At 65.8% G+C, this 15,216-nt stretch carries 16 protein-coding genes and 3 pseudogenes; 9 read left to right on the top strand and 10 right to left on the bottom strand.

The window, feature by feature from the left end:
* Nucleotides 1-2 precede the first annotated feature (2 nt).
* Both ACZYYX_RS05190 and ACZYYX_RS05185 read right to left on the bottom strand, forming a co-directional pair.
* Entirely contained in the window at nt 3-299 is a 297-nt protein-coding gene (locus ACZYYX_RS05190) for a DUF3618 domain-containing protein (RefSeq protein WP_463813360.1), read from the bottom strand.
* Nucleotides 283-699 carry a phage holin family protein gene (locus tag ACZYYX_RS05185; protein WP_463813359.1) on the bottom strand — a complete coding sequence of 139 codons (417 nt, stop codon included), beginning with the start codon at nt 697-699 and terminating at the stop codon, nt 283-285. The genes ACZYYX_RS05190 and ACZYYX_RS05185 overlap by 17 nt, the downstream gene beginning before the upstream one ends.
* A 104-nt stretch (nt 700-803) precedes the next feature.
* On the opposite strand from ACZYYX_RS05185, the gene ACZYYX_RS05180 reads away from it, so the two are divergent.
* The 4 genes from ACZYYX_RS05180 to ACZYYX_RS05165 all read left to right on the top strand — a co-directional run bounded on the left by ACZYYX_RS05180 (nt 804) and on the right by ACZYYX_RS05165 (nt 4,409).
* The gene (locus tag ACZYYX_RS05180) at nt 804-2,030 is read left to right on the top strand and encodes a YihY/virulence factor BrkB family protein (protein WP_463813358.1); all 1,227 of its coding nucleotides are present in this window, start codon (nt 804-806) and stop codon (nt 2,028-2,030) included.
* 61 nt (nt 2,031-2,091) lie between these two features.
* Entirely contained in the window at nt 2,092-3,174 is a 1,083-nt protein-coding gene (locus ACZYYX_RS05175) for a YihY/virulence factor BrkB family protein (RefSeq protein WP_463813357.1), read from the top strand.
* Nucleotides 3,116-3,328: a hypothetical protein gene (locus ACZYYX_RS05170; RefSeq protein WP_463813356.1), complete on the top strand. Its 213-nt coding sequence runs from the start codon at nt 3,116-3,118 to the stop codon at nt 3,326-3,328. Before ACZYYX_RS05175 ends, ACZYYX_RS05170 begins: the two co-directional genes overlap by 59 nt.
* Nucleotides 3,329-3,332: 4 nt before the next feature.
* Nucleotides 3,333-4,409, top strand: coding sequence for an NAD-dependent epimerase/dehydratase family protein (locus ACZYYX_RS05165; RefSeq protein WP_463813355.1), 1,077 nt, complete (start codon nt 3,333-3,335; stop codon nt 4,407-4,409).
* Nucleotides 4,410-4,420: 11 nt separating this feature from the next.
* Here ACZYYX_RS05165 and ACZYYX_RS05160 read toward each other — a convergent pair whose 3' ends face one another.
* The gene (locus ACZYYX_RS05160; RefSeq protein WP_463813354.1) at nt 4,421-5,260 is read right to left on the bottom strand and encodes a GNAT family N-acetyltransferase; all 840 of its coding nucleotides are present in this window, start codon (nt 5,258-5,260) and stop codon (nt 4,421-4,423) included.
* 118 nt (nt 5,261-5,378) lie between these two features.
* Here ACZYYX_RS05160 and dctA point away from each other — a divergent pair, with 118 nt between their 5' ends.
* The gene (dctA, locus tag ACZYYX_RS05155) at nt 5,379-6,755 is read left to right on the top strand and encodes a C4-dicarboxylate transporter DctA (RefSeq protein WP_463813353.1); all 1,377 of its coding nucleotides are present in this window, start codon (nt 5,379-5,381) and stop codon (nt 6,753-6,755) included.
* Here the strand turns inward: dctA and ACZYYX_RS05150 are convergent.
* The 4 genes and pseudogenes from ACZYYX_RS05150 to ACZYYX_RS05135 all read right to left on the bottom strand — a co-directional run.
* Nucleotides 6,752-7,654: a formylglycine-generating enzyme family protein gene (locus ACZYYX_RS05150; protein WP_463813352.1), complete on the bottom strand. Its 903-nt coding sequence runs from the start codon at nt 7,652-7,654 to the stop codon at nt 6,752-6,754. The two genes, dctA and ACZYYX_RS05150, sit on opposite strands and share 4 nt — an antisense overlap.
* Nucleotides 7,655-7,722: 68 nt before the next feature.
* Nucleotides 7,723-8,019, bottom strand: coding sequence for a hypothetical protein (locus ACZYYX_RS05145; RefSeq protein ID WP_463813351.1), 297 nt, complete (start codon nt 8,017-8,019; stop codon nt 7,723-7,725).
* A 103-nt stretch (nt 8,020-8,122) separates the two neighbouring features.
* The gene (locus tag ACZYYX_RS05140; protein ID WP_463813350.1) at nt 8,123-9,823 is read right to left on the bottom strand and encodes a sensor domain-containing protein; all 1,701 of its coding nucleotides are present in this window, start codon (nt 9,821-9,823) and stop codon (nt 8,123-8,125) included.
* Between the two features lie 66 nt (nt 9,824-9,889).
* A pseudogene (locus ACZYYX_RS05135) lies at nt 9,890-10,204 on the bottom strand ((R)-mandelonitrile lyase); the annotation flags it as partial.
* Between the two features lie 52 nt (nt 10,205-10,256).
* Between ACZYYX_RS05135 and ACZYYX_RS05130 the strand changes: the two are divergent.
* Nucleotides 10,257-10,422, top strand: a pseudogene (locus tag ACZYYX_RS05130) (2Fe-2S iron-sulfur cluster-binding protein); the annotation flags it as partial.
* 100 nt (nt 10,423-10,522) lie between these two features.
* Here the strand turns inward: ACZYYX_RS05130 and ACZYYX_RS05125 are convergent.
* A complete protein-coding gene (locus tag ACZYYX_RS05125; protein WP_463814812.1) occupies nt 10,523-10,873 on the bottom strand; it encodes a nuclear transport factor 2 family protein in 351 nt (116 codons plus the stop codon).
* A gap of 322 nt (nt 10,874-11,195) precedes the next feature.
* Between ACZYYX_RS05125 and ACZYYX_RS05120 the strand changes: the two genes are divergently transcribed.
* Entirely contained in the window at nt 11,196-12,080 is an 885-nt protein-coding gene (locus ACZYYX_RS05120; protein ID WP_463813349.1) for a lysostaphin resistance A-like protein, read from the top strand.
* Nucleotides 12,081-12,189: 109 nt separating this feature from the next.
* Here the strand turns inward: ACZYYX_RS05120 and ACZYYX_RS05115 are convergent, their stop codons facing one another.
* Together ACZYYX_RS05115 and ACZYYX_RS05110 are read right to left on the bottom strand one after the other, a co-directional pair.
* Complete coding sequence (locus ACZYYX_RS05115; RefSeq protein ID WP_463813348.1) at nt 12,190-13,158, bottom strand: NmrA family NAD(P)-binding protein; 969 nt, start codon at nt 13,156-13,158, stop codon at nt 12,190-12,192.
* Between the two features lie 76 nt (nt 13,159-13,234).
* The gene (locus tag ACZYYX_RS05110; protein ID WP_463813347.1) at nt 13,235-14,029 is read right to left on the bottom strand and encodes an SDR family NAD(P)-dependent oxidoreductase; all 795 of its coding nucleotides are present in this window, start codon (nt 14,027-14,029) and stop codon (nt 13,235-13,237) included.
* Between the two features lie 125 nt (nt 14,030-14,154).
* On the opposite strand from ACZYYX_RS05110, the pseudogene ACZYYX_RS05105 reads away from it, so the two are divergent.
* Together ACZYYX_RS05105 and ACZYYX_RS05100 are read left to right on the top strand one after the other, a co-directional pair.
* A pseudogene (locus tag ACZYYX_RS05105) lies at nt 14,155-14,283 on the top strand (helix-turn-helix domain-containing protein); the annotation flags it as partial.
* 51 nt (nt 14,284-14,334) lie between these two features.
* Nucleotides 14,335-14,874, top strand: a complete 540-nt coding sequence (locus tag ACZYYX_RS05100) for a TetR/AcrR family transcriptional regulator (protein WP_463814811.1) — start codon at nt 14,335-14,337, stop codon at nt 14,872-14,874.
* The last annotated feature ends 342 nt before the right edge of the window (nt 14,875-15,216 follow it).

Genomic DNA, 15,216 nt, shown 5'->3' with positions numbered 1-15,216 from the left:
CGTCAGTTCCTGCGGCGTAACCAGATCAGCACACCCACCGTCGCCACGAGCGCGACCACCGCACCGACGGGGATGGCGGGCTTAGCTTTCGCGGTGTCGACGACATCGTGGCTACGCTGCGCCACTGCCTCTTTCGTGTCGGCGACCTTCTGCTGGGCACGACCCTTGACATCCAATTTGTCGGACAGGGCACCGACCGTCTCACCGAGTTCGGCCCGCGTGCGCTCGATGTCGGCCTGCAGTTCGTCGATGTCGGCGTCGGGGCCCGGCTCGGGCCGGGGATCAGGCTGTGGTGCCATGGCGCGTGCCTTTCGTGTGGGCCTTCAACTCGGTGATGTCCGATTTCACGCTGTCGACCGCCACGGCCGCCGGCGGTGGCACCTGTTCGACCTGTTTCTTGCCGATCAGCGCGACGATGCCCGCAACGGCGAACACCACGACCGCCACAATCAGTGCTGCCGCCCACACCGGTAGCACCAACGACAGCGCGGCGACCGCCGCCGCGATCACGGTGGCGAGGCCGAGGACCGCGAGGACCCCAGCCACGCCGGCAAGCCCGGCACCCATTCCGGCGTGCTTGGCCGATTCCTGCATTTCCTTCTGCGCCAACCGCAACTCGTCACGGATCAGCCGTGACGTCTGAGCAGACAGTTGACCCAACAACTCCCCTGTCGAGGGGTCGGTCTTCGGTTCCGTCATTTTTGCGGGGTGCCCGCTGCAAATCCGGACAAACCCGGAACCCGCCCCGTCGCGACGCTGCCGGGGCCACGTTTGCCGTCGCGACGGCGGGGCACCTACGGCGCATGCAGCGGCAGCTCCAGACATCTCGACCGCGACGCAGCCCGATCGCCTTGGCCGGGGCGTTTCTGGCTGGGCTGGCGACCGGCGCGTTGACGCGGTCGCCGCGCACGGCGGTCGGTCCATCACCCGTCGGCCCGGAACGCCCAGCACCGCCGGCGGTTCACCGCGCGCCGGAGCCGGACGAGAAGCCGGGGCAAGACGACCAAACCCGTCCCGCCCCCGACGACCCGAGCAAGCCGGACTCACCGACCGAACTGACTCGCCCGTCGTTGCTCTATGTGCTGCGGCAGACCGTCGGTGAATTCACCCGAGACCAATGCATGGATCTCGCTGCCGCACTGACCTATTACGCGGTCCTGTCGCTGTTCCCCGCCCTGCTCGTGGTGATGTCACTGCTCGGGGTGATCGGTCAGGGTGAACGCACTGCGGACACAATTCTGGGGATCGTCGACGACGTCAGTCCCGGTGCCGCCGTCGACGTGCTGCGCCAACCGCTCGAGCAGCTCGTCAACGCACCGTCCGCCGGTATCACGCTGGTCGTCGGCATTCTCGGCGCGTTGTGGTCCGCATCCGGGTACGTCGGCGCGTTCGGTCGCGCGATGAATCGGATCTACGAGGTCGACGAGGGCCGCCCGGCATGGAAGCTGCGTCTGCAGCAGCTCGGACTGACCTTCGCAGGACTGATCGTCGCAGCTGTCGCCGCACTGCTGCTGGCCGTCAGCGGACCCGTCGCCGAGGCAGTCGGCGACCGTCTCGGCATCGGAGAAACCGGGCTGACGGTCTGGAACGTCGCGCGCTGGCCGGTGCTGCTGGTCCTCGTCGTGGTCGGCGTCGCGACGATGTACTACACCGGTCCCAACGTCAAACAGCCGAAGTTCCGGTGGATCAGTGTCGGGGCGGCCATCGCGATCGTCACGTGGATCGTCGCGTCGCTGCTCTTCGGTCTCTACGCCGCCAATTTCGGCAGCTACAACAAGACGTTCGGCACGTTGGCCGGCGTCATCGTGTTCCTGCTGTGGCTGTGGCTGACGAACCTCGCCCTGCTGTTCGGCGCCGAGGTCGACGCCGAACTCGAGCGCGGTCGCCAATTGCAGGCTGGTATCGCTGCCGAGGACGATTTGCAGCTGCCGCTGCGCGACACCACGGTGATCGACAAGAACACCGCCAGCGAGGACGAACTGCGCCGACGCGGCCGCCGGCTGCGCCGCTCGCGTGGACAGCGGGCTTGACTTCGCAGGTGAGCGGGTATCCCGGCTGCGATCTGGGCTGGTTTGGGCGTGGGAGGTCACGATGGTCAGTTGGCTGGACCGCCTGCAGCAGCGCAGCCGAGCCGCCGGGTTCACGATCGCCGTGGTCTACAAGTACGTCGACGATCAGGCCGGGTACCTCGCCGCCCTGATCACCTATTACGCCTTCGTCTCGCTGTTTCCGCTGCTCCTGCTGTTGACCACCCTGCTGGGTGTCGTGCTCGCCGGCCGGCCGGACTGGCGCGACCAGATCGTCAACGCGGCCATCGACCAGTTCCCGGTGATCAGCGATCAGCTCAGCCGGCCCGAAGCCCTCAGCGGCGGCACGACCGCCGTGATCATCGGCATCGCGGGCGCACTCTACGGCGGGCTCGGCGTCGGGAACGCGCTGCAAAACGCGATGAACACCGTGTGGGCGGTGCCGCGATACACCCGTCCCGACCCGATACGGGCGCGGCTCTACAGCCTGCTTCTGCTGTTCGTGCTGGGGTCCGCGGTCATCGGGACGACGGTGCTGACGGCAGTCGGGCGCGCCTGGGCCGGACTCGGATTCGTGGGGACCGCCGGGGTGGTACTCGCGTCGCTGGCCTTGAACACGGGCGTGCTCGTCGTAGCGTTCCGGGTGACCACCGTGCGGTCGCTGAGCTACCGCGACGTGCTACCCGGGGCGATCGTCGCCGCCGTGCTCTGGCAGATGCTGCAGTGGTTCGGCGCCGCCTACGTCGCGCACGTGCTCAGCTCGGCCAGCGCCACCAACAGCGTGTTCGCGATCGTGCTCGGTCTTCTCGCGTTCCTGTACCTGGTGTCGACGTCGCTGCTCATCTGCGCGGAGATCAACGCAGTGCGGGTCGACCGGTTGCATCCGCGCGCCCTGCTGACTCCCTTCACCGACAACGTCGAACTCACCGAGGCGGACCGCAAGATGTACGCCGGTCAGGCAGAAGCCCAGCAGGCCAAGGGTTTTCAGCGTGTGGACGTCAGCTTCCACCCGCATGAGTCCGACGGCGGCGTTTGCGAGACCGACGACTCGGGTATGGCCGACGCACATTCACGAAGCGGAGGCAGACATGAGCGTCACCAGCAAGACCCGGTCCGCGGCCCGCACGGGTCTGAAAATCCAACGTAGGGTCGCGCTGGCGCAGTTCCTGTTCGTGCCCACACTGCTCACCGCGACACTGCTGACCGGGGCGTTGATCATCGCGCGCCGGCGAGACCGGGCGCGGTCGTCGGCAGGCGTCGAATCACTGCCCGTGCCGGACAGTCCCGCCGCGACGGCGTGATCCGGTGCGCGTCGTCATCACCGGCGCGTCCGGCAACGTCGGCACCGCGCTGCTGCGGCGGCTGACCGACGAAGCGCCGGAGTGGGACATCGTCGGTGTCGTACGCCGCCCACCGAACGCCGAGGGCGTCTACGAGCATGTCCAGTGGCAGGATCTCGATCTCGTGGAGCCCGACGCCGCGAACCGGCTGATCGGGATCTTCAAGGGCGCCGACGCAGTCGTGCATCTCGCGTGGGGATTCCAGCCGACCCGCGACACCGAGTACCTGACCCGGTTGGGCGTCGGCGGCACCTCGGCAGTTCTGCAAGCTGCCCACCAGGTGTCCATCGGTCACCTGATCCACATGTCCTCGGTCGGCACCTACGCTGCGGGCCGCTACAGCCGGCGAGTGGACGAGTCGTGGGTCACCTCGGGCATTCCGTCCTCGCCCTACAGTCGCGACAAGTCGGCCGCCGAGGAACTGCTCAACGACTACGAGCGTGAACACGGCGACGACGGCATCCGAATCGCCCGCATGCGACCAGGTTTCATCGTCCAGCGAGACGCAGCCAGTGGACTGATGCGCTATGCGCTGCCGGGCTGGGTTCCGATGCTCGCCGTCCCGTTGCTGCCGGTGCTGCCCCTCGATCGCCGGCTGTGCATTCCGCTCATCCACGCCGACGACGTCGCCGCGGCGATCCTGCGCGCACTCGAACGGCGGGCCACCGGAGCGTTCAACCTGGCCGCCGACCCACCCATCACTCGCACGGAAGTCGCAGAGGTGCTGGGCTCCTTCCAGATCCACGTGCCGTCGCGCATCCTGAGCACGCTCACCGATCTGAGCTGGCGGGCGGGGCTTCAGCCCGTCGACCGCGGCTGGCTGGACCTGGCGTTCAGCGTCCCGCTGCTGGACTGTTCCCGCGCACACTCCGAGCTCGGCTGGGAACCGGAATGGTCGTCGGTCGCGGCGCTGGCCGATGTCGTCACCGGCATTGCGCTGCAGTCACATTCGGACAGCCCCCCGTTGCGCGCGCGCTCCATGGTCGAACAGCTGCGCCGCGATATCACCGAAGGACTGCTGTCGAGGCGCCGACTGCCGTAGGTGGGCGCGCGTCAAAAACCTCGCGCGCCGAAGTCGATCCGGATGTTCTCGCTGACCGGGTCGAAGCCGATGCGACGGTAGATGCGGTTCGACACCGAGTTGGCCAGGTCGGCGAACAGCACCACCTCGCATACCCCCTCGTCGCGGGCGAGTTGCGCGGCCGCTGCCGTCACCGCCGACCCGAAGCCGCGCCCTCGTGCCGCCGCGGGCGTCTGGACAGGCCCGATCCGCGAGACTCCCGACGCGGGGACACGCAGCATCGCCATGCTGACCACTTCCTCATCGACCGTCCACAGCACGAAGCGATTGCCCACAGCGACCGCGTCGGTCACGAATCTCATTCCGGCCGCTTCGTCGCGGACGTCCTGAAAAGCCTCGACGAAGAAGTCCTCCACGCGCGCGGCAAGCAGCGGGTGATCGGCCTCGGTGGCAAGGCGGTGTTCTCCCGGCACGTCGGCCGGTGAGTTCAGGGTGCCCAACCGATACAGCATCTCCTCGACGTTGACACGGCTACCGACAGCAAGCGACGACTGCCAGCCGGTGCAGAACCGCTGAGCACGCTCGCGCAGTCCCCGGACACCGCACAGGTCAGGGCGGGCTTCGGCCACGAAGGCCACAGTGCTGTCGATCGTTTCGGTCGGCAGGCCGTTGACGAGCAGCGGGTACGGCGGGGTCTGCATCGCAGCACCCACCACCTCGTCACCCGCGTGCACCGTGAGGAGAAGCGCGTCGTCAGCCACGCCAGCGTTCAGCACGGTCAGCTCGACGGTGTGCAGGACCGGGTCGCGTGCATACAGCGGACGCGCGAGCGCGAGGAAACGCTCGACATCGTCGTGGGCTCGCACCTCCATGGTGGCGACGATAGGACGCGCAGAGAGTGCCGAGAAAGTGCTTTTCTCACCGGGTCCCGTTTCATGCGGGAAACATCGGCCACACAGCACGGTCACGGGAACTCCCTAGCGTCTCGGCATGACCACTGTGACCGAGCCACCCCACAGCGAGATGGTCCGACTGGCCAACAAGCCGCCCTGGTACACGTCGCTGTTCATCCAGTTGCTGGTGGCGATCGTCGCCGGCATCCTCGTCGGCTGGCTCTGGCCCGACATCGGCGGCGCACTCAAACCGCTGGCCGACGGGTTCATCAAGCTCATCAAGATGCTGATCGCCCCGATCATCTTCTGCACCGTCGTGCTGGGCATCGCGCACGTCGGAGACCTGAAATCGGTGGGCCGCATCGGGGTGAAAGCGCTGATCTACTTCGAGGCGGTGACCACCTTCGCACTGCTCTTCGGTCTGGTGGTCGGCAACATCGTCAAGCCCGGCGGCGGGTTCAGCATCGATCCGCAGACGCTGGCCAGCGGCGCCGAGGCCGTGGCCAAGAAGACGAGCAACGGCGAGCTGCCGCACACCGTGGAGTTCCTGCTCAACATCATCCCCACCTCAGTGGTATCGGCGTTCGCGGAGAACGCTTTGCTCCAAGTGCTGTTCTTCGCCGTGCTCTTCGGCCTGGCGCTGGCCAAGTTCGGCGAATCTGGGCCGCCACTGATCCTGAACGTCGTCGACCACCTCAGCCACATCTTCTTCACCGTGATCGGCTGGGTGATGCGACTGGCTCCGCTCGGCGCATTCGGCGCGATGGCCTACATCATCGGGCAGTACGGCATCGGGTCGTTGGCCAGTTACGGGAAGCTGATCGCCGCCTGCTATCTGGCGGCAGTGCTGTTCATCCTCATCCTGGCGGTGATCGTGAAGGTCTTCGCCGGTGTGAACCTGTGGAAGTTCGTGGTGTACGTCAAAGACGAGTTGTTCCTGGCACTCGGCACGGCGTCCACCGAAGTGGTGTTGCCCCGCATCATGGCCAAGTTGGCCAACGCCGGATGTTCGCGGACAACCACGGGTTTGGTTGTACCGACGGGATACTCGTTCAATCTCGACGGCGCCACCCTCTACCTGTCGATCTGTGTGCTGTTCCTGGCCCAGGCGCTCGGGGTGGACCTGAGCCTGGGAGAGCAGATCACGGCGGTGCTGGTGCTGATGCTGACGTCGAAAGGGATGGCCGGAGTGCCCGGTTCGTCCTTTCTGGCCTTGTCTGCGACGGTCGCCGCCATCGGACATGGGGCGATCCCGGTTGCCGCAGTGGCGCTACTCCTGGGCGCCGACCGGATCATGGATTCGATGCGCGTCTCGGTGAACCTGCTCGGCAACTGTGTGGCGACGTTCGTGGTCGCGAACTGGGAAGGCCAGCTGGACAAGGACCGGATGCAGAAGGTGCTCGACGGTGAGGAGGTCGAGCCCCTGGCGGATGCGCCCGAACAGGACGCAGTCACCGTCGGCCCGCGCGACTAACCGCGAAATGCATTGTCCCCTGCGATAATGCAACGGAAACCGATATGGGTCGTGGCGCTGTCCTGAGACTGCGACGAACGGGCCGCCGGCCGATAGCGGTGGCAGTACTCCGGTGCGCACAGATGGGACCCCCCCTTGAGGGCCTGATGCACACGCGGGTCCGGCGTCTCCGGCGGTGGCGGGCAGCAGCCCCGCGGCGGTGCGTCAGTCTGGTGCTGCCCGTGGTAGGTCGTGGTCGTCCATTCCCACACGTTGCCGATCATGTCCACCAGCCCGAAGTCGTTGGGAGGGAACAGGCCTACCGGGGATGTACCGGTCCAGCCGAGTGCCCCGTCGTTCCGGTAGGGGAAGCGACCCTGCCATGTGTTGGCCATCAGCAGTCCGCCCGGGTGGACGTCGTCACCCCACGCGTACACGGACTGCGAGCCGGCCCGCGCTGCGTACTCCCACTGGGCTTCGCTCGGCAGCCTGCGCCCGGCCCAGCCCGCGTAGGCGGCGGCATCCGGATAGGCAACCTGCACCACGGGGTGGTCGGACCGGTCGTCGACCGACGAGTCGGGACCGAATGGATGCCGCCAGGACGCGCCGGTTTCCCAGGTCCACCACTGCCGCCAATCGCGCAGATTGACCGGGCCCGCCGTGGCGCGGAACACCAGCGCCCCGGGCACCAGGTCAGCGGCCGGGACGCCCGGGAAGTCAGCAGGATCGAGTTCGCGCTCGGCAACCGTCACATACCCCGTGTCAGCGACGAACTCGGCGAACTGCGCGTTGGTCACCGGGTGACGCTCGATCGCGAACGGCGCGACAGTGACGGCATGGACGGGGGTCTCCTCGGGATAAAACCCCACCGTCCCCATGAGGAAATCTCCTCCGGGTAGGTCCACCAACTCGGTCAACACCTGACCAGCGTAAGTGCGCGAGGAAGGGCGGACCACCACGCGACCCGCCCCTCGTCGCACGTCGCCGACTACAGCCGAATCCACTGGCCGAGGAACCAGAATCCCCAGCCATCGCCGTTGCCGGCCCGCATCGGAGTCACCTGCTGGCCGTTCCAGTTGAACGGCCGGTGGTCCTGGCGGCCTTGATCGACACCGCGATGCTGCCAGTCCACCGGTCCGTTCGGCGCGCACGCAGGAGCATGGGGTTGTCCGCACGCCTGCCCAGGGCCGGGTCCGGGATCGGCGCTCGCGATACCGGTGCCGAATCCTGTTGCACAGATCCCTGCAGCCAGCGTTGCTGCGCCGATGGCCTGCTTCAATCTCATGCCCTCAACTCCATTCCATCTGGGCGAGAGCCTTTTTCGTCTCGCTCGCAGGCGAAGCTATCGGTGCACTGTTGGTGGTCACTGTGGTGAGCATGTGTGGCACCTATGCATTGGCGCTGCGCGGGTTCTCTTGGGTTGGAGGGCCTTTGGATGTCGAGTGCGAACGCTTGGTGCGGTACATGGCGTGGTCGGCAGTAGCCAACAGATCGGCGAGCGGTGAACCGGCAGGAGCGGTGGCCGTACCGATGCTCGCGGACAGTTGGACGTGATCGTCGTGGGGCGGTACATCGAAGGCCAGCGAAATCTCGGCGCGAAGGCGATCGGCGATGCGCACCATGTCCTGTTCGGTGACGTCAGGGCAGAACACGACGAACTCGTCACCGCCGAAGCGCGCAGCATGATCGCTTGTGCGGACCACACTGATGATCCGCTGCGCCACCTGCCTCAGAATGGTGTCGCCAGCGTCGTGACCGTAGGTGTCATTGATCGCCTTGAAGTCATCGATGTCGATGAAGAGGACGCCGTCGTGTCTGCCGATGGTGCTCGGGTCGGTGAGCCGCAGCAGGTGCTCGAATCCCGCTCGATTCGGGAGGCCGGTGAGCGGGTCGTGGAGGGCCGCCCGTCGCAGCTCCTCGTCGTGGCGGTGTCGCTGGGTGACGTCTTGAAGATGCAGCAGGACCTCCGCCGGGCCGCCGTGGCGACCCGCCATGAGCAACGCCGTACACCACCCCCACAGCGTGCCCCCATCCGCGCGCCGGTACTGGAGCTCACTGTGTTGCGCCGTGGGGCCGAGGGTGCCCGGGTCGAAAGGCCTATCGGGCCCGCATGCGTACTCAGCCACGTTGTGGTCCACGAGCTCGGCTGATCCCATTCCGAGCATCGATTCCAGTGCCGGGTTGGCTTGCTGGATCACTCCGTGGATGTCACAGACAGCAATTCCGATGGGTGAGGTATCGATGATCGCCTGCATCTGCCGCAGCAGCCTGCCGCGTTCGTGTTCTGCGTCGACACGCGCCGTCACATCACGCCATGCAGTACGCATCTGCGCCGCGGTGCCGTCGGGGTGCCGCAGCACATGTCGACGAACTTCCAGGGCGACGTAGTAGCCGTCCCGGTGCCGCAGCCGCAATACCTGGTTGTTCGACGCGGGGCCGCGCCACTGCCTGTCCCGTGCCGCACGCGCGACCGCCTCGTCGTCGGGGTGCATGAGTTCGAATGCCTGCCGCCCCACGAGCTCGTCGGGGTCATATCCGAGGACATCGTGCACCGCCGGCGACACCCACAGGAAGGTCGTGTCCGCCAACTGCCACGCGGCGATGTCCGGGCTGGTCTCGACAAGGAATTCGTGGAGCTGTCGCAAATCGGTCGTCTCCAGGTCCGCGGCGAGCGAGCCAGTGAGCAAGCGGAATCGCGAGACGACTTCAGGGGGCCCGCCGTCGCGGGAAATGAGAGGAACACTGTCAACGAGCAACCACGCGCGCTCCCCGACTCCGTGTTGTCCGCTGCGATAGATTCCGAGAATCGCGCCTCGCACAGGCTTGCCCGATGCCACGGCCCTCATCGACGGGTGGTCTTCTCCCGGCAACGCTGCACCGTGCTCATTGCTGCCGGCCCAGCGCGGATCCGACGATCGCCGGCCGAGAAGATCCTGCTCGGACAGACCCAGGATTGACCCGGCGTTCTCCGTGGCCGCGATGATCACGCCCTCGGAGGACTGAACGACCAGTCCATCGCGTACTGGGTCTACGTCCAGCCCCGCGCGGGCCGCCGCAACCAGCGCCTCAGTCGGCTCCCATGAGCCCATGTTCCTGTATATCGCTTTTCAGCTAACTCAAACTGCATTTCAAAAAACCATCGAGGTCCGGGTCGCCTACTGCATGTACTGCTCATCGGCGACGTGCTCCATCCAGTCGACGGGGCTGCCGTGGACAATCCCCTGAATGGCGATGTGGGTCATTGCGCTGTCATCTGTGGCCCCGTGCCAGTGCTTGACCCCGGGTTCGATCCAGACGACGTCGCCGACGGTCATCGTCTGACGCGATCCACCCCATTCCTGGACCCAACCGGTGCCGGAGGTGACGATCAATGTCTGACCGGCGGGATGGGTATGCCATGCAGTGCGCGCGCTCGGCGTGAATGACACCTCCGCGGAGCTGAAGGTGCGGGCGGCGTTCGGGTCGAAGAGGGGTTTGACGCCGACCTCGCCGGTGAGCGTTTCCGCCGGGCCGGCCGATGCGGGACGCTGTACGCCCGGTCAGATCTTGTCGGGGATTGCCTGCATTCGCGAGGGACACACCTCGTCACCCGAGGAGATCCGAGAGGATGAGCGGCAACATCTGCCGGTGCGGCGCCCACAGCAACATCGCTTCCGCGATCGCGCGCACCGCGCGCAACGGCGGTTGATTTCAGGTACCCGAACACATTCCACCGAGTCTCGGACGAAGCAGCCGCGCTGCAGGCGGGGACCAGCGGGCCCCGCGTCATCGCAGGCGGAGCGCAGCCATCATCGCGCGCGCATCAAGAGAGCCACGTCGGCCGGATCGAAGTATTCGTCGATGCGTGTGATCAGTCCGTCGTCGTCGACCTTCACCACGATGCAGACGCGCAGGGCGATGGCATCGCCTCCCGTGGACGTGGCATGCAGGACGTGTTGTTGAACGAAGCCGCCGTCGAACACGCGTCGGTCGAACACCTCGTAACGCCGGGACGTCGTCGCATTGATGAACCATCGGATCACCCACAGCGCCTGCGACCGGTCGTTGTCGGCGGCGTCACCGGCGTGCCACACCGCGATATCGGAAGCCCACAACGCCTCCACGGCCGGGTAGTCACCCCGCGCTATCGCGTCGAACATCTCGCCGCCGGGCACGTGTTCCACGCCGCGTTCGCTCACATCCGCCCTTTCGTGAGGTGACTTCAACGTCACACGTCATGATTCTGGTCAGGCGCCATCGGCGTCGATGTCGCCCATTGTGCCGGATCACGTCCAGGCATCGGTCGGCTTGTGTCTAGCCCGGGACGACCGCACACGTGTCCTGGCCGTCTCGAAAGACCCTCCGCCAAGGCATATTTGCCGGAATCCGTCATGCCACAGGGATAGCGATGCGTCGTGGTTGTCCGGTGGCTGGATCGGCCGCTGCCTGGCGAGACAGGATCTGGCCGCTACATTCGTTGACGTGTCCTCTCCCGACGCCCTCATCCACCCCGTACGGAGGCCGATCGGCACGACCATCGTCCTGGTCGGTGTTGGGATCTATGTCGCCGCAGCGCTCGCCGTCATCCTCGGCGCCGACGGTCAGATCCGGTTCACTGCTGATAGCACTGACACCGTTCCGATGTGGCATCCGTGGCTGCCCGCAGCGGTCGGCGTCACGCTCGCACTGCTCATCCCACACGGGGCACCGGCAAGCGCCGACAGGGTGAGCCGCGCAAAGGCAGACCGCACAGAGGCTTTCGTCCTCCTCGCGCTGGCCGTGGCGTTCACGGTATCGCTGACACTGTGCGGGCCGACTGAACCGACCTACACCCTGTTGAAGATCGCCCTGCTCGTAATGTGTCCGCTGCTGCTGTTCACATCGGCCCGCCGACGGCCCAGGGCCACCGACGATCTCGACACGGCGTGTACCGGCAAGACCCAAGTGAACTGGCGCCCAATGATCCCCGTCCTGGGATGGGCTACCGCCTATATGGCATTGTCCCCTCACGGTCTCGCCCGACCCCCCGACATCCACGGCCTCACATTGGTCGTCGTGATTCTCGCCGGTTTCGTCATCAACGCGGTCGTCGAAGAATTCTTCTACCGACGATGGCTGCAAACACGGTGGACTCGAATTCTGGGAGGCATGTGGCCCGCGGTCATCCTGTCATCGCTCGTGTGGGCTTCATGGCACATCGCAATTCAGGGCAGCGGCAACCTCGCTCTGGACTTGGCGAACGTGATCGTCAACCAAGGGATCACCGGGCTGTTCCTTGGTCTCTTGTGGGCGCGCTACCGATCCATGTGGCCGCTGCTCGTCACTCATGGCCTGGTGAACGCCAATCCCGTCACCCTCTTCCTGTGAGCGGCAGATGGTCTACCGCCGGCCGCACAAGGCCTTTCAGCACAGTCGATCCGCATCTTCTACCCCGAACAAGCAGACCCCCGGCACCCGTCGACCTCACACCGCGACGTCAATCGCGCGCCGCGGCGGAACGACGAGCGAAGTGTTCGTAATCAATGGGTTTCCTCGGCAACACCTTTGACAAGTCATCGAAGTTTCCCGCCGGCAATCCGTTCACGTCGTAATACTCCATCATCTGCGCGTAGGTATCTTGCGCATCGGACGACCAGCTTCGAAACCCTCGGGTGTTGGGCGCCGCGCGCAATCCTCGAACGACGTGGGGAAGGGAACGCAATCTGGTCGACAACAACGACCGGGCGATCGCGGAACCAAACGGTCCGACCGCCGTCAACGGATTCTTCAAGGCTCGCGGCGGAATTCGAACCGCGACCATGGAATGGCCCAGCACTCGGCTCCAGATTCGTGCCATGTCGTGGCGGGTGAGCTCCACCGTCGACAGGTCGTAGGTCTTGCCGATGTGTTCCTCGGGGTTGATCAAGACGTTGGCCGCCGCGGCGGCGATGTCGTCCACGTCGACGACGCCCATTCGACTGTCTGGCGACGTGGGGTATGGGAGCAGTCCGGCGCCGAAGAAGTCTCGGAAGTCCAGCACGTTCTGCATGTAGTGCGAGGGGCGAAGCACGGTCACGGGCAGTTCCGAATCGCGCAGGAGCCCCTCGACCTCGAGCTTCTGCCGATGGTGAGGGAGTTCGGCGATGTCGGGGTGGATGACCGAGTGGAACACGATCTGATCGAGCTGTACGGCATTGGCTGCCGCTATCAGTCGTTCGGCCACGGGCACCTCGTCGACCAGCTGGGTCGGGGCAGCATGGTAGATCTGACGGGCTCCGCGTAGCGCGTTCTCCAGATCGCCCGGTCGTCTCAAATCGCCGATCACGATGTCGCTCGCCCCGTCTTTTCGCGAACGTCGCGCCTGGTCCTCGTTCTTGACGAACGCCCGTACGGCGTGTCCGTCTGCGGCGAGCTGTCGGACCAGGGGGCGTCCGACACCACCTGCTGCGCTGGTGACCACTATCATCGCGTGCTCCTGTCGTTGGAGGTGAATGTGATTTTCAAGCAACGAGATTCGTCGTGGCACACCGCCGACCGGGTGATCACCTCTCCGACGTCACTGGTCGCAGTGACCGCGCGAGTGCCGGCATGAGCACCCGCCGTGGGACTAGTCGGGCCAGTGCAGCGCCGATCGAGTTGCCGACTCCAGAGACCGCAGCGGGCGGTGTCGAGCGGCGATCGAGCGCACGCAATCCTGCCGCCGCGACCTGGTCGGCGGTCTGCATGCGGCCCACGGCGGTGGCGGTGTCGCCGATTACGTCGAAGAACTCGGTCTGGGTGGGTCCTGGTGCGAAGGAGAAGACCGTGACGCCGTGTCGTCGCGCTTCGTACCAGAGGGATTGGCTGAAGCTGACCACGAACGCCTTGGCGGCAGCGTAGACGGCCAGGGTCGGCACCGGTTGATACGCCGTGGTGCTGGAGACGTTCAGAATTGCGCCACGACGTCGCCGGATCATCTCCGGCAGGAATGCATGGCAGAGGTCGACGACCGACCCGATGTCGACGGCCAGGACGCGCGCAAAGTCCTCAGCGTCGCCGTCCACGAAGGGACCTTGCACGGCGAACCCGGCGGCGTTGACCAGCAGGTCCACGTCGCCGTCGACGAGTGCCCGCAATCGTGCTCCCGGTCGCGGCACGGACAGGTCGAAAGCCACAGTCGTGCAGCAGATCCCATGCTGCGCCTCGAGACTCTCGGACAACAGGTCGAGCCGATCCTGTCGGCGAGCGACCAGAACCAGGTCACAGCCGCGTGCGGCAAGCGCCTTCGCAAACGCCTCCCCGATACCCGAGCTGGCACCGGTCACCAGCGCGCGCGTGATCCGGTCGTCGTGAGTCACGAGGAGCCTCCTCTGTATGTCGACTGTCCGATACGTGAGTTCGACGAGGCGGTCGGAACCGCCCGGTGCGACTATTGCATGCGACATGCAATAGTCGCAAGGTGCGATCCTCGTAAGATGCTCGGATGGCCGGGAGGTCGAGCCGTGGAACCTCGGTACGGCAGGCCGCTGTCGAACGAGTGCTCCGCGGACAGCGTGTGTCGGCCGTTGCCGAAGAGTTGGGTGTGCATTCATCCACCGTGCATCGGTGGGTCAACGCGGCGTCCGCGCGTGGGACACATTCCGCCCCTACCGATCTGCGTCTGATGGTCGCCACACAGGAGCTCCTGCGCGAGCAGGACTACAGCCAGATCACCGTCGACGCTGTTGCGCGACACTCCGGTGTCGCGCTGCGAACGGCCTTCCATCACTTCGACAGCAAGCGCGAACTCTTTCGAGCGGCGATCGACAACGCCGCCACGGTCCTGGTCGAGGCCATGCGTCGCCAGTACGAAGCTGCCCGATGGCCGGACGAGCCGCTCCCGCAGCTGCGAACCTTTCTGCGGCTGTCCGCCGAAGCCATCTACGCCACGCCCTCTGCGCACGTACTCTTCCGCGACCTCGGAGTTCCTCGCTCAGACAGCTTCGCACTCCGCTGGCACGACACCTTCGAGCAGGCCGTCGCGCAGATCCTGGAGCGGTGCGCGGAAGGTACGTCAATCGACCCCGACACCGATGTCCCAGCAGCAGCTCACGCGATCACCGGAGCTATGCGGGGCATCCATGCCGCCGTTTTCGACGGCGGCGACCCAGCGCAGGCACTGCGCATCGTCGACCGTCTTCATCTCACGGTGTCGGCCGGCTGAAGGCGTGGGATTGGACCGAGAACCGTACCGTGGCGGCTTGATCTTGGACTGTGGTCCTAGTCGTTCGTATCCACCCCCTCCACTCTGGCGGCCTGTCGGTTCGGCAGCGCCTGCACTGGATGACCCTGCACGGCGCACGAGTGTGAGAACGAGCGTTGGACAAGCCTCGAATCTTCGCCTGCATCGCTGGTGGCTTGGTGGGCTAGGCCCGAAATTTCCCGAACGGTTTCCTCAGCCGCTGCTTCGGACGGTGAGGCGGCTCCGCGGCCAACACACGACGGCAAGCCCTCGCATTAGCGCAACTGAACAATCTGAAGAAACTTTAGCTGTATTACTCTCTGC

The sequence above is a fragment of the Mycobacterium sp. IDUB_1 genome, from assembly GCF_055419625.1.
The sequence above is the reverse complement of the archived record's forward strand: the minus strand, read 5'-3'. Positions and strand labels throughout refer to the sequence as shown.

Coding starts and splice junctions, on each gene's coding strand:
- ACZYYX_RS05160 (WP_463813354.1), bottom strand. CDS start 5,260: ATGGAGGTGCGAGCCCACGACGATGTCGAGCGTTTCCTCGCGCTCGCG.
- dctA (WP_463813353.1), top strand. CDS start 5,379: ATGACCACTGTGACCGAGCCACCCCACAGCGAGATGGTCCGACTGGCC.
- ACZYYX_RS05185 (WP_463813359.1), bottom strand. CDS start 699: ATGACGGAACCGAAGACCGACCCCTCGACAGGGGAGTTGTTGGGTCAA.
- ACZYYX_RS05180 (WP_463813358.1), top strand. CDS start 804: ATGCAGCGGCAGCTCCAGACATCTCGACCGCGACGCAGCCCGATCGCC.
- ACZYYX_RS05170 (WP_463813356.1), top strand. CDS start 3,116: ATGAGCGTCACCAGCAAGACCCGGTCCGCGGCCCGCACGGGTCTGAAA.
- ACZYYX_RS05140 (WP_463813350.1), bottom strand. CDS start 9,823: ATGGGCTCATGGGAGCCGACTGAGGCGCTGGTTGCGGCGGCCCGCGCG.
- ACZYYX_RS05175 (WP_463813357.1), top strand. CDS start 2,092: ATGGTCAGTTGGCTGGACCGCCTGCAGCAGCGCAGCCGAGCCGCCGGG.
- ACZYYX_RS05145 (WP_463813351.1), bottom strand. CDS start 8,019: ATGAGATTGAAGCAGGCCATCGGCGCAGCAACGCTGGCTGCAGGGATC.
- ACZYYX_RS05125 (WP_463814812.1), bottom strand. CDS start 10,873: ATGTTCGACGCGATAGCGCGGGGTGACTACCCGGCCGTGGAGGCGTTG.
- ACZYYX_RS05190 (WP_463813360.1), bottom strand. CDS start 299: ATGGCACCACAGCCTGATCCCCGGCCCGAGCCGGGCCCCGACGCCGAC.
- ACZYYX_RS05115 (WP_463813348.1), bottom strand. CDS start 13,158: ATGATAGTGGTCACCAGCGCAGCAGGTGGTGTCGGACGCCCCCTGGTC.
- ACZYYX_RS05100 (WP_463814811.1), top strand. CDS start 14,335: ATGGTCGCCACACAGGAGCTCCTGCGCGAGCAGGACTACAGCCAGATC.